We start from the raw sequence: 12500 nt of genomic DNA, 5'->3' as shown, positions 1-12500 counted from the left end.
TTTTTTGGTAGAAAAGCAGCAGCGCCGGAGCGCGTTTAAGGCTGTGCTGTTTTTTGGGGAGGGGGTCGCGGGATCAGCTGTCGGCTCCATTGACGAACAGGGTCAGTTGCTGGCCCGGTTGCAGGTAACTGCGCTGATTCAGTTTGTTCCAGCGTGTAAGGTCCGCGACGCTAACACTGAAGCGGCTGGCGATACCCGACAGAGAGTCGCCGCTGCGCACGCTGTAGCCCACCTTGCGCAGGTTTTCCCTGCCACTGCTGGCCAGGGTGTTGCCCCTGTTGTTGTCACGCCAGATCACCAGTTCCTTGCCGACCCTGAGTGCGCTGCGCGGTGTCATCTGATTCCAGCTCGCCAGATCGCCGACGGAAACCTTGTGGCTGCGGGCGATTTTCCAGAAGCTGTCGCCGGAACGGACCTTGTAGCTGAGCTTTGTGCGTGCCTCCTGGGCGGATTCGCTGGGGTCATTGCTGGCAACCAGGGCGGCGCGGGCATTGCCGGGACCCGGTATCCGCAGGGTTTTACCTGCAGTAATGCGGTTGCTCTTCATTTTGTTGGCGCTGCGGATCGCCGAAGTGCTGACGTTAAAGCGCGCGGCTATGGCCGACAGGGAGTCGCCACGCTTGATGCGGTAGCGGTTCCAGCGTACCCGCTGATCCGCTGGCAGACCGGCCAGGTTGTTGCGAAAATCCTCGGCACTATCGACCGGAATCAACAGACGGTGCGGGCCTTCGGGGTCGGTTGCCCAGCGGTTAAAGCCAGGATTAAGCAGTGCCATTTCCTCGGTGCTGGTATCTGCGAGCTTGGCTGCCTGGGCCAGGTCGAGCTGGCCCTCTGTTTCGATAATGGCGAAGTAGGGCTCGACGGCCAGTGGTCTCAGGCTGACGCCGTAGCTGTCAGGCGTGTCCACCAGGCTGGCGATGGCCAGCAGCTTGGGTACATAGGCTTCGGTTTCACTGGGCAGGTCGAGGGACCAGAAATCCGTCGGCAGGCCTTTCTTGGTGTTCTTGCGGATGGCCTTGGAGACGGTGCCGCCGCCTGCATTATAGGCGGCAAGGGCCAGCAGCCAGTCACCATCAAAACGCTTGTTGAGCTGTTCGAGGTAGGTCAGGGCGGCGTCGGTGGAGGCGACTATGTCGCGTCGACCGTCGTACCACCAGGTCTTGCGCAGGCCAAAGTGCTTGGCGGTGCCGGGGATGAACTGCCAGGGGCCGGCGGCGCGGCTGGAGGAGTAGGCGAAGGGGTCGTAGGCGCTTTCAACTACCGGCAGCAGGGCGAGTTCGGCGGGCAGGCCGCGTTCAATAATTTGCTGCAGTATGTAGTGGTAGTAGCGTTCGGCGCGGTCGGTAACACGATCCAGGTAGTCCTGGTGCTTGCTGTAGTACTTGATCTGAGACGCGACGCGGGGATTGTCGGCTTCAAGGTTAATCTGAAAGTGGTCGCGGCTCAGTTGCCACAGGTCTTCAGGGGGGGCTGTCGTGTCAGCGGGGATATTGCTACGGGCTTTGGTGCGGCCGATGCTGTCACGACTGCCGGTCGCTCGGTTGTCCCAGGGGCTGGCGTGGGAGCCGGCCTTGCTGTTGGACAACCCGAGTGCATCAGGGCTGCTGTCGGAATTCTGTGTCAGGGCGCTACTACAGCCGGACAGCAGAAGTCCTGCAGCTGTGATGGAAATCCAGTTGCGTGTAAAGGTCATGGGCCAAAATCTGTTTTGTAAAAAAGTTGCAGCATTTTATGGGTGCACGCGGAACTGGTCAACCTTTGATCAATATTGGTTTTTCCACTGGCGGATGGCGGCCATGATATCGACCGGGGTATCAAGCCTGGAACCTGCATGCCGGCTGGCGCTGGCCCTGACGGACTCGGTGTGGGTGCGCATAAAGGGATTGATATTTTTTTCGGTGCCAATATGGCTTGGCAGTGTAGGTTCGGCATTGGCGCGCAGTGCCTTGCAGGCGTTGATGGCGGCCTGAATATGGGCGTTGTCAGGTTCAACAGCGGCGGCGAAGGCCAGATTGGCGAGGGAGTACTCGTGGGTGCAGTACACCTCGGTGGTATCGGGCAGGCAGGCGAAGTAATTCATGGCCTGCTGCAGCTGGTGGGCGTTGCCTTCAAACAGACGGCCGCAACCGGCCAGAAACAGGGTGTCACCACAGAACAGCTGTGGCGTTTCGTCGTCTGTGCCGGACGCACAGTAATAACTGATATGGTCCAGAGTGTGGGCGGGTATTTCCCGTATCTGCAGGGTCTGGCCAAAGAGCTCAAGACGGTCTGCATCCTGCAGTGGATGGTCGATGCCGCCGAACGGGCTCGGGCGCGGGCCGTACACAGGCACTTCAAAGGTCTGCAGCAGGTCGGCGACACCGCCGGTATGATCCTGATGGTGGTGCGTAATAAGTATCGCTGCCAGTACCAGATTGTTCTGTTCCAGGTATTCCAGCACAGGGGCAGCTTCACCTGGATCCACTACCGCTACGTTGTTGCTTTGGGCGTCGGCCAGCAGCCAGATGTAGTTGTCATTAAAGGCCGGAATCGGTGTGACCTGAAACATGGGAGTCCTCTTCTGTGGGTAGCTGCGGCGCGGTGCGTCTTGGCGATACAGGTTACCTCAATCGGTGGGGGCTGTTAACATACCGTCATTGTCAGCTACACCGGTTTCATTTGATGAGATTTCGTCAGCAGCCCCCATTGCACAAACTGATTCCGGCACTGCGCAGCTGGTTTCAGACTGAGCTTGGACAGGAGTTACTCGCGGCCGAGCGGGCGCAGATAGAGCGGCTTTTACCCACCCTGTTTGGCTACCACCTGCTGCAGCTGGGTATTGACAGCCAGATCTGTCTGTATGACAGCAGTCCTGTGTCACACAAGTTCATCGTTGCACCGGCACTGGAGCTGGGGCTGGGACAGAACAGTGTGATTGCGGCCAACGAGGAATTGCCGCTGGAGCGCAACAGTCTGGATGTGGTTGTGCTGCACCATGCACTGGATTTTGCCCAGAGCCCGCATCAGGTGCTGCGTGAAGCCGCGCGCGTGCTGCGCCCGGGTGGTCATCTGCTGGTGCTGGGGTTTAATCCGCTTAGCCTGTGGGGACTCTATAGCCGTCTGTGTCGCAAGCGCACCGAGGTGCCCTGGTGCGGCCATTTTATCAGCCACTGGCGCATGAGTGACTGGCTGAGTCTGGTGGAGCTGGTGGAAGTGAAGCTGATAACCGATTTTTTCCTGCCGCCCATGGCGACGGGTAAATGGCGCCAGCGATTCTCTGCGCTGGAGCGTTATGCCAAGCCCGGCCGCAGCTATCACGGCGCTTTTTCGCTGCTGGTGGCGCGCAAGGATGTGGTTGGCATGACTCCCATACAGCCGGAGTGGCGCCGCCGAAAACTGATTAGTCTGCCGATACCTGAGCCGTCTGCGCGAGGAAAGCATTGCCGTGAAAACCGAGAATTCCGTTAAGATTTACACCGATGGTGCCTGCAAGGGTAATCCGGGCCCGGGGGGCTGGGGTGCCCTGTTGCGTTATGGCGATGTGGAAAAACAGCTGTTTGGCGGCGAGAAAAATACCACCAATAACCGTATGGAGCTGATGGCGGCGATTGAGGCCCTGGCGGCGCTGACCAAGCCCTGCGTTGTGGATCTGACCACGGACTCCCAGTATGTGCGCAAGGGTATTACCGAGTGGATGCGCAACTGGAAGCGCAATGGCTGGAAAACCGCCGCCCGCCAGCCGGTGAAGAATGCCGACCTGTGGCAGCGCCTGGATACCGAGGTGGCCCGTCATGAAGTCAAGTGGCACTGGGTAAAGGGACACAGCGGGCACCCGGAAAACGAACTGGCCGATGAACTGGCCAACAAGGGCGTTGAGCAAATAAAGGGTTAGGGTCTGTAAATGCGTCAAATCGTACTGGATACCGAAACCACCGGTCTTGAGCCGGCGGAAGGTCACAATGTTATCGAGATCGGCTGTGTCGAGATGGTGGGTCGCAAGCTTACCGGGCGCACCTATCACGTCTATATCAAGCCCGATCATGCCATCGATCAGGAAGCCATCGAGATTCACGGCATCACCAATGATTTTCTGGCCGACAAGCCGAAGTTCTCTGCGGTGGTGGCTGAGTTTCTGGAGTTTATCCGTGGCGCTGAGTTGATCATTCACAACGCGGCCTTCGATATTGGCTTTCTCAATGCCGAGCTTGAGCGTATTCGCCATCCCGAGCGGATTGGTGATATCTGTGGCGTAATCGACTCCCTGCTGCTGGCGCGTCAGAAGCATCCAGGGCAGAAGAATAATCTGGATGCCCTGTGCAAACGCTACGGCATCGACAATTCACACCGTGAGCTGCACGGCGCTCTGCTCGACTCCGAGATTCTGGCCGATGTTTATCTGGGGTTAACTGGTGGTCAGCTCAAGCTGGATACCGGCGATGATGGCTCCGATGGCGGTGGCGCGGAGCGGGATATTAGGCGCGTGGAAGAAGGGCGCTATAAGTTGCAGGTGCTGCGTGCCAGCGATGAAGAGCTCGAAGCGCACCGGGCCTTTGTCGCCTTGTTGAGCAAGAAAGCCGGCGAGCCCTGCCTGTGGGAATCGCAGGAGCCGTCCGAGCCTTAGACCCGGTAAGCTGGGTACGGTTATTTACGTGCACTGGTGCACGCCCATAACAAAACACCCCCGCAACGGCCCGTTGCGGGGGTGTTTTTTTGTGCCCTGCGAAAGAGTGGCAGGCTGCTCGTTCTCAGAGTGTGAAACTTACGGCGGCAAAGCCGACCAGACTCATTACTATGGTGTAGGGCAAAGCCATGATCACCATGCGTCCGTAGGACAGGCGGATCAGCGGTGCCAGCGCCGAGGTCAGCAGGAACAGAAATGCCGCCTGACCGTTGGGCGTCGCCACACTGGGAATGTTGGTGCCAGTATTGATGGCCACAGCAAGTTTGTCGAAATGCTCGCGGGTGATGTCGCCATTGTTTAGCGCCTCCACCACTTCGTTGATATACACGGTAGCGACAAAAACGTTGTCGCTGATGGCTGAAAGCAGGCCATTGGCGACAAAGAACACGGCGGGCTGCACGCTGGGACTCATTTCCAGTACGGCGTGAATGATCGGCTGGAACAGGTGCTGTTCGTGGATCACCGAAACGATGGAGAAAAAAACCACCAGCAGTGCAGTGAAGGGCAGCGCTTCTTCAAATGCCTTGCCGATCTGGTGTTCTTCAACAATGCCATTAAAGGCCGTGAGCAGAATGATGACGCACAGGCCGATAAGGCCTACCTCTGCCAGGTGAAATGCCAGCGCCAGCACCAGAAATACAGATACCACGACCTGAACACCCAGCATGGCGACATCGCGCTTGGTGCGCTTGCGGTTCTCCTCGCGGTTGAACTCTTCCAGAATCTGACGCACGTTCAGCGGAATCTGTTCGCCGTAACCGAACAGCTTGGCTTTCTCCAGCAGGACACAGGTCAGCAGGCCTGCAACCAGTACCGGCATGGTGATGGGCGCCATAATGACGAAAAATTCGACGAAATCCCAGCCGGCTTTCTGGGCGATCAGCAGGTTCTGCGGTTCACCCACCAGGGTGCAGACGCCGCCGAGCGCCGTGCCGACAGCACCGTGCATCAGCAGGCTGCGCAGGAAGGCGCGGAACTGTTCCAGTTCGCTGCGATGAGTATCGCCGACGTCATCGTCGTCAGAGTGGTCGTGGTCATGCTGGGTCGACTTGCCCGAGGCCACCTTGTGGTAAACCGCATAGAAACCCACGCCCACGCTGATCAGTACTGCGGTGACAGTAAGAGCATCGAGAAATGCCGACAGCAGGGCGGAAGACAGGGAAAATAGCAGCGACAGCATGACCTTGGAGTGCACCTTGAGCAGTATCTTGGTGAACAGCCACAGCAGCATGCTTTTCATGAAGTAGATGCCCGCCACCATGAACATCAGCAGCAGTATGACTTCAAGGTTGGATTCAACCTCGTGGGCGACCGACTCGGGGCTGGCCAGGCCAATGATAATGGCCTCAATGGCCAGAAGTCCGCCGGGTTGCAGCGGGTAGCATTTGAGTGCCAGCGCCAGGGTGAAGATAAATTCAAAGATCAGCAGCCAGCCGGTAACCACTGGGCCTGCAACCTGAAATAGAATGGGGTTCAGGATAAGGAAGCCAATAATCGCCTGCTTGTACCAGACGGGTGAGTTGCCCAGAAAATTGCGTATTAACGCCTGGGGTAAAGTGTTCGTCATGGCTGTTATTCCTATGCCAGCAGAGTCTGTTATGTTTACGGTGTCACGACTCAAGCCACGCTCAGCTATGGCTGCGCAGCCTTGAATCATGACCCTTTATGACAAAGCGCGGCTAGCCTAGCAGCGGCAACAAAAAATAAGAATAGCCATAAGCTATAAAATGGCGGTACCAATGGCGGCTTGTCTGGTCTGACGACCGCCCTGCGGTCACCGGTTTCGGGACTGTTGGCGTTAACCTATAAGTCATTATCATGTTTGTTTATTGTTAAGATAAACCAAACTTTATGTGTATCGCAGAAGAGGCGAATAGATGAGACAGGATGATTGTCAGCCGATACTGCTGGCAGCCGGTGGGCGCTTGCTGCAAAGCCGCACCGGTGGGTCGCTGGACATGTCGGCAGAACTGGAAACGCTGCCATCAGAGGTGATAGAAGCAGAGTATCCGTTAGGGCCTGATGCGGTGGATGGTCGGTTGCTGGTGCTGCACGCTGACAGCGAACCTGCGCTGCGACAGCCCGCCATGGCGTTGCGCGATGCGCTGGCCCAGGCACGCAACGAGACGGAATATGCCTGGCTCGCGCGGGCCGCTCAGCTGGCTACCTGGCATGAACAACATCGTTTTTGTGGCCGATGTGGCGCTGCACTCATCCATCACGCCCAGGACCTGGCCAAGACCTGCGAGCCCTGCGGCCTGAGCCAGTACCCGCGCATCTCGCCGTGCATTATCGTGCTGGTGGTGCGCGGGGATCAGTGTCTGCTGGCCCGGGCACCCCATTACGCAGTGGGGCGCTTCAGTACCCTGGCGGGCTTTATTGAGGCCGGTGAGACCGCAGAGGCCGCAGTGGCGCGGGAAATTCAGGAGGAGGTCAGTATCGAGGTCCAGAACGTGCGTTACTTCAAGAGCCAGTCCTGGCCTTTTCCCCATGCGCTTATGCTGGGTTTCTTTGCCGATTACAAGGCGGGAGAGCTGATGCCCGATGGCGTGGAGATACTGGAGGCCCACTGGTTCAGTCGTGACAATCTGCCGGACCTGCCGCCGTCTTTTTCCATCTCGCGCCAGCTGATCGAAAGTTACCGCCGCGGCGAGCTGGGCTGAGGCTCTGCGTCCTGCGTATCAGCTCTGGCGCTGGCGGGAAAAAAGTTTGCCCAGGCGCGTGGCCAGCATGATGTTGCCTTCAGCGCGTAGCTGACCTTTCAGAAAGGCGCTCATGCCATCCTGCTCCCCGGTGACTACCCGGATAAAGGCGTCACTGCCGACATAAATAGTGATGTCGGGGTCGGCGTGGTGCTGGCGTACTACCTGGCACTGCTGGTCCTGAATAGCGATATAAAAGGCATTTTCGTCATCGATAATGAACTGGAAAGAGCAGTTCAGATCCTTCGCCTGGTCGGCACAAAAACGGGAGGGGAGTTTATCAATTACCTGGTCGACGCTGATCTGTTCGTTCATGGGATTCCACTGTGTCCTGGGCAGTAAACCGTCTGGTCGTGACGACAGCGTTTTATGGTACATTACCCGGCTTACATTGATCTAAGACTTTCTGGAGAAGCGCGTGCTCTCGTTCCTGTCTGAATACGGCCTGTTTCTGGCCAAAACGATGACCCTGGTGGTTGCGGTGCTGGTGTGTGTACTGGGGCTTGCCCTGATTGCCGGGCGTAATCGCAAAGGCGGTTCGGACGGGGAGATCAGTGTCACTAGCCTCAACGATCAGCTTGAAGATATGCAAAGCGCCATCGAACAATCGGTGATGGATAAAGACAGCTACAAACAGCAGATGAAAGACGAGGCCAAGAGGGAAAAGGCCGAAGCCAAGGCGCGCAAAAAGGCGCTTAAAAAGGGTGAGCCGGTTGAGGCATCCTCCGGGCGACGCCTGTTTGTGCTCGATTTTGATGGCGATATCAAGGCCAGCGATGTTGAACCGCTGCGCGAAGAGATTACCGCGATCCTTACCGTGGCCGGCCCCGAAGATGAAGTCGTACTCCGGCTGGAGAGCGCCGGTGGTCTGGTGCATGAATACGGTCTTGCCGCCTCGCAGCTCGAACGCATTCGTGCACAGAAAATCCCCCTTACCATCTGTGTTGACCGTGTCGCCGCCAGCGGCGGTTACATGATGGCCTGCCTGGCCGACAAGCTGATGGCAGCGCCCTTTGCAGTGCTGGGTTCCATTGGTGTGGTGGCGCAGATGCCGAACTTCCACAAATTGCTGAAAAAGCATGATATCGACATGGAAATTCTTACCGCCGGCGAATTCAAGCGCACCCTGACCATGTTCGGCGAAAACACCGATAAGGGTCGGGAAAAGTTCGTTGAGGAGCTGGAAGACACCCATGAGCTGTTCAAGGAATTTGTCACGGGCTATAGGCCTCAGCTCGACATTCACAAGGTGGCCACTGGTGAAATCTGGTTCGGCAAACGCGCCCTGGAGCAGCACCTGATCGATGAAATCTGCACCAGTGACGACTACCTGATGCAGGCCGCGCGTGAAGCTGATGTGTTCGTTGTACGCTATGAAGAAAAGAAGAGCCTGCAGGAGCGCATCAGCGATTTTGCCATACATACCGGCGACAGTCTGATGCTGCGCTGGTGGGACCGGCTGTACAAAAGTCGCTTGTTGTCCCGCTAATACGGGTTGCGTTTAACAGAGCAGGCAAGCTGTATCGTGCCACTCGGGACGAGTGGCACGTTCAAATGGAGAAAAACGGATGCCCCAATCCGACACCACGGACAAGATATTGCAGGCAGCGTCGTCGCTGTTTGCCGAACAGGGTTTCAATGACACTACCATGCGTCAGATTACCGCACGGGCCGATGTTAACCTTGCTGCAGTCAACTATCATTTCGGCTCAAAGGAGCGTTTGATTCTGGCGCTGGCGGATGCCTGTATCGAACCGCTGGTGGAAGAGCTGGAGCGAGTGCTGGTGGAACGCCTGGCGCTGGCGCCGCAGTCTCTGATGCTCGATGAGCTAATGGACATGCTGATGCGCGCGCTCTTGCAGGCGCAAAGGCTCAGCACTGATGGGCTGACCGTATTCATGCGCTTGCTGGATCTGGCCTATATGGGGCGCCAGCAGGCACTGCGCGAACATCTGGTGTCGCGCTACGGTGCGCGTCTGCAGCCGTTTTTGCAGCATCTGAGGCAGGATTCGGCGCCCATGGAGGACGATGAGTTCTTCTGGCGCCTGCACTTTCTGCTGGGCTCGGTCGTTTTTACCCTGGCAAACTTCCAGACCCTGGTGGCGATCGAAAAACAGACCTTTGATCTGGATGCCGAAATCGAGCGTACTCTGCACCGTCTGGTGCCGGTGTTGGCCGGCGGCTTTCAGGCGCGGGCCGAAAACACGAAATTCTGCTGGTTATGAGCGAGCGGCGCGTGCGGGTGTCGATTAGCCGGCAGCAGCTTGAGCTGTTCGAGGGTGATCGGTTGTTGCAGAGCTATGCCGTATCCACGGCGCGCAACGGCCCTGGCGAGCAGGAAGGCAGCGGCTGTACGCCCCGCGGCCGACACTGCATTCGAGCCAAGATAGGTGCTGGGCAGCCGCTTAACGCGGTTTTTCGCGGGCGCCGCTTTACCGGTGAAATTTACTCCCAGATGCTGGCTCGCACACACCCTGAGCGGGACTGGATACTGACGCGCATTCTCTGGCTCAGTGGCTGTGAGCCAGGTTTTAATCGCCTGGGGATGGTCGACAGCATGCGTCGATACATCTATATACACGGCACGCCGGATACCGAACCCATGGGGGTGGCCTTGTCCCACGGGTGCATTCGCATGCGCAATGCCGATGTACTGGATCTGTTTGAACGTGTGGTCACAGGTACCCTGGTTGAGATTGACCCTTGAATTTATTAAGTCACGACAGTGTCAGTTGGTGGCCTTTTGGGTGTGTAAAAAGTTGAGAGCTGAGGGATTTTCATGACAGCCGCTGTACTGATGCTTGATCTGGCGGGCACCGAGCTGAGTGCCAATGAAGCGAGGCTGCTGGCCGAAGAGGGGGTTGGCGGGCTGATACTCTTCAGTCGCAACTTTGAGAGCCCGGTGCAGTTGCGCAGGCTGATTGTGACGGTGCGGGCGCTTGCGCCGAATATTCTTATTGCGGTCGACCACGAGGGTGGACGGGTGCAGCGTTTTCGCCAGGGCTTCACCCTGCTGCCCGCCATGGGTGTGCTGGCCCAGCGTTATGCCAGGGCGCCTGAGGCTGCGCTGGCTGAAGCGCTTGAGCTTGGCTGGCTGATGGCGGCGGAACTGCTGGATGTGGGGATCGATATCAGCTTTGCGCCTGTGCTGGATCTGGATTATGGCCGCAGCCGGGTTATTGGCGATCGCGCCTTTGGTGGCGATGGAGCAACGGTCAGCGCCCTGGCGGGAGCCTTTGTGTGCGGCATGGCTGAGGCTGGCATGGCCGCCACCGGCAAGCACTTCCCGGGGCACGGCTGGGCCGAGGCTGACTCCCACCTGGAAATTCCCACCGACGAGCGGGATCTCGCCACCATTGAGCAGCAGGACATGCAGCCCTTTGTGCGCTTGATCGATGCAGGGCTGGCAGGCGTTATGCCAGCCCATGTCATCTACAGCGCCGTGGACCCGTCACCCGCAGGGTTCTCGCGCTACTGGCTGCAGCAGGTGCTGCGCATGCAGCTGGGCTTTAAAGGTGTCATCTTCAGTGATGACCTGAGTATGGAAGGGGCTGGCTTTGCCGGCGGCTATGCGGCACGGGCTGCACGTGCACTTGAAGCTGGCTGCGACATGCTGCTGGTGTGCAATCACCCGGAAGGTGCACAGGAGGTGCTGGATTATCTGCGGGCGCACCCCCGGGTGCCAAGCCTGGCTATTGCTGCGCTGCGCGGCGACAGGCGCGCAATCGATCAGCAACGTCAGGTGCGGGCGCAGGCGCTGGCAGCTGAGCTGCGGGCGCTCTGACGGTAATCTGTAATCAAGCGGAGAATGTAACGGATGTGGCAGGAGTTTAGTGAGCAGTTGGCGAATTACTGGCCTTTCGGTCAGGACACGCGCTGGATGTTGCGGGTCTTTTTCATCGTTTTTATGACCATGCTGGTGAATTATCTTTCCAATCGGCTGTTTCGGCGCTTGAATGAGCGACTTACGCTGACCAGCAATGTGTGGGATGACCTGCTGCTGTCGGCGGCGCGGCGCCCGATTGCGGTGCTGATCTGGGTCTTCGGCGCTGCCTGGGCGCTGGAGGTCATCGACCGCGAGACCGGTACCCTGCTGATGGATGTAGTTGATCCGATGCGGCGCATGGCAGTGATAGTGTTGATCACCTGGTTCCTGATTCGTCTGATTCGCCGTGCCGAAGTGGCGCTGGTGTCGCCGCAGAAGGTCAAAACGCCGATGGATCAGACCACCGTCGGTGCCATCGGCAAGCTGTTGCGTCTGTCGATCGTTATTACCACTGGGCTGGTCGTACTGCAGAATTTTGGTTACAGCGTGTCCGGCGTCATGGCCTTTGGCGGTATAGGCGGCATCGCCGTAGGTTTTGCGGCCAAGGATCTGCTGGCTAACTTTTTTGGCGGTCTGATGATCTATCTGGACCGCCCGTTCAAGGTAGGAGACTGGATTCGTTCCCCGGACAAGAATATCGAGGGTACGGTGGAGGAAATCGGCTGGCGTCAGACGCGTATCCGCACCTTCGACAAGCGCCCGCTCTATGTGCCCAATGCCACCTTTGCCAGTATTTCGGTGGAGAATCCCTCGCGCATGACCAACAGGCGCATCTATGAAACCATTGGTGTGCGCTACGACGATGTTGGGCACGTCAAGGCGATAGTGGCGGATGTACATGCCATGCTGCGCCAGCACGATGAGATTGACCAGGAGCAGACGCTGATCGTCAATTTGAACAGCTTCGGTGCATCGTCGGTTGATTTCTTCGTCTATACCTTCACGCGTACCACCAACTGGGTGCGTTTCCATGAGATCAAGCAGGATGTGCTGTTGCGCATCATTGAGATCATCGAAGCCCGCGGTGCAGAAGTGGCCTTCCCGACCCAAACGCTGCACCTGGCATCGTTGCCGGATACTGCTGTGGCGCAGGGAGTGCTGCCATCGCAGACCCAATCGGAACGAGCGCCAGCGCAGACCTGATCGGGCTATTCTGGGCCCAGGTTCGGCCTCAGTATGCCCTTAAGATTCCCGCTACCTTGCACGAGGTGGCGGGATTTTTTCGTTCTGGCGCGTGGCGGCCCCGTAATCTGCTGGTGGTGGGGTTCTGGCGCAAGACCCCCGCTGTGGTACCTCGCCGGAAGATGGTGCA

General features: G+C 58.0%; 13 protein-coding genes. 9 read left to right on the top strand and 4 right to left on the bottom strand.

Annotation, left to right across the window (positions count from 1 at the left end):
- Window positions 1–73 precede the first annotated feature (73 nt).
- On the bottom strand, window positions 74–1693 hold the full coding sequence (locus MPRO_RS15950) for a lytic transglycosylase (protein ID WP_067294892.1): 1620 nt from the start codon (window positions 1691–1693) through the stop codon (window positions 74–76).
- Window positions 1694–1762: 69 nt separating this feature from the next.
- Window positions 1763–2548 carry a hydroxyacylglutathione hydrolase gene (gene gloB / locus MPRO_RS15945; RefSeq protein WP_067294889.1) on the bottom strand — a complete coding sequence of 262 codons (786 nt, stop codon included), beginning with the start codon at window positions 2546–2548 and terminating at the stop codon, window positions 1763–1765.
- A gap of 113 nt (window positions 2549–2661) precedes the next feature.
- Here gloB and MPRO_RS15940 point away from each other — a divergent pair, with 113 nt between their 5' ends.
- The 3 genes from MPRO_RS15940 to dnaQ are packed head-to-tail and all read left to right on the top strand — an operon-like array spanning window position 2662 to window position 4600.
- The gene (locus tag MPRO_RS15940) at window positions 2662–3447 is read left to right on the top strand and encodes a class I SAM-dependent methyltransferase (protein WP_067294886.1); all 786 of its coding nucleotides are present in this window, start codon (window positions 2662–2664) and stop codon (window positions 3445–3447) included.
- On the top strand, window positions 3425–3871 hold the full coding sequence (gene rnhA, locus MPRO_RS15935; RefSeq protein ID WP_067294882.1) for a ribonuclease HI: 447 nt from the start codon (window positions 3425–3427) through the stop codon (window positions 3869–3871). The genes MPRO_RS15940 and rnhA overlap by 23 nt, the downstream gene beginning before the upstream one ends.
- 9 nt (window positions 3872–3880) lie before the next feature.
- Window positions 3881–4600, top strand: coding sequence for a DNA polymerase III subunit epsilon (gene dnaQ, locus MPRO_RS15930; RefSeq protein ID WP_067294879.1), 720 nt, complete (start codon window positions 3881–3883; stop codon window positions 4598–4600).
- Between the two features lie 124 nt (window positions 4601–4724).
- Here the strand turns inward: dnaQ and nhaB are convergent, their stop codons facing one another.
- A complete protein-coding gene (nhaB, locus tag MPRO_RS15925) occupies window positions 4725–6227 on the bottom strand; it encodes a sodium/proton antiporter NhaB (RefSeq protein ID WP_067294876.1) in 1503 nt (500 codons plus the stop codon).
- A 310-nt stretch (window positions 6228–6537) separates the two neighbouring features.
- Here nhaB and nudC point away from each other — a divergent pair, with 310 nt between their 5' ends.
- Complete coding sequence (nudC, locus tag MPRO_RS15920; protein ID WP_067294873.1) at window positions 6538–7323, top strand: NAD(+) diphosphatase; 786 nt, start codon at window positions 6538–6540, stop codon at window positions 7321–7323.
- A gap of 18 nt (window positions 7324–7341) precedes the next feature.
- On the opposite strand, the gene MPRO_RS15915 is transcribed toward nudC, so the two are convergent.
- Window positions 7342–7677 carry an SCP2 sterol-binding domain-containing protein gene (locus tag MPRO_RS15915; protein WP_067294870.1) on the bottom strand — a complete coding sequence of 112 codons (336 nt, stop codon included), beginning with the start codon at window positions 7675–7677 and terminating at the stop codon, window positions 7342–7344.
- Window positions 7678–7780: 103 nt separating this feature from the next.
- Between MPRO_RS15915 and sohB the strand changes: the two genes are divergently transcribed.
- The 5 genes from sohB (at window position 7781) to MPRO_RS15890 (ending at window position 12331) form a co-directional block, all read left to right on the top strand.
- Window positions 7781–8851 carry a protease SohB gene (gene sohB / locus MPRO_RS15910; RefSeq protein ID WP_082708869.1) on the top strand — a complete coding sequence of 357 codons (1071 nt, stop codon included), beginning with the start codon at window positions 7781–7783 and terminating at the stop codon, window positions 8849–8851.
- Window positions 8852–8930: 79 nt separating this feature from the next.
- Window positions 8931–9587: a TetR/AcrR family transcriptional regulator gene (locus tag MPRO_RS15905; protein ID WP_067294866.1), complete on the top strand. Its 657-nt coding sequence runs from the start codon at window positions 8931–8933 to the stop codon at window positions 9585–9587.
- Entirely contained in the window at window positions 9584–10069 is a 486-nt protein-coding gene (locus MPRO_RS15900; RefSeq protein WP_067294863.1) for a L,D-transpeptidase, read from the top strand. The genes MPRO_RS15905 and MPRO_RS15900 overlap by 4 nt, the downstream gene beginning before the upstream one ends.
- Before the next feature lie 72 nt (window positions 10070–10141).
- Window positions 10142–11146 (top strand): beta-N-acetylhexosaminidase, encoded by a 1005-nt coding sequence (gene nagZ / locus MPRO_RS15895; RefSeq protein WP_067294860.1) that lies wholly within the window; start codon window positions 10142–10144, stop codon window positions 11144–11146.
- A gap of 33 nt (window positions 11147–11179) precedes the next feature.
- On the top strand, window positions 11180–12331 hold the full coding sequence (locus MPRO_RS15890; RefSeq protein WP_067294857.1) for a mechanosensitive ion channel family protein: 1152 nt from the start codon (window positions 11180–11182) through the stop codon (window positions 12329–12331).
- Window positions 12332–12500: the final 169 nt, after the last annotated feature.

The sequence above is a fragment of the Marinobacterium profundum genome (genome assembly GCF_001528745.1).
Taxonomy (GTDB): Bacteria; Pseudomonadota; Gammaproteobacteria; order Pseudomonadales; family Balneatricaceae; genus Marinobacterium_A; species Marinobacterium_A profundum.
Note: the sequence above shows the minus strand (reverse complement) of the source record. Positions and strands in the feature narration are given on the sequence as shown.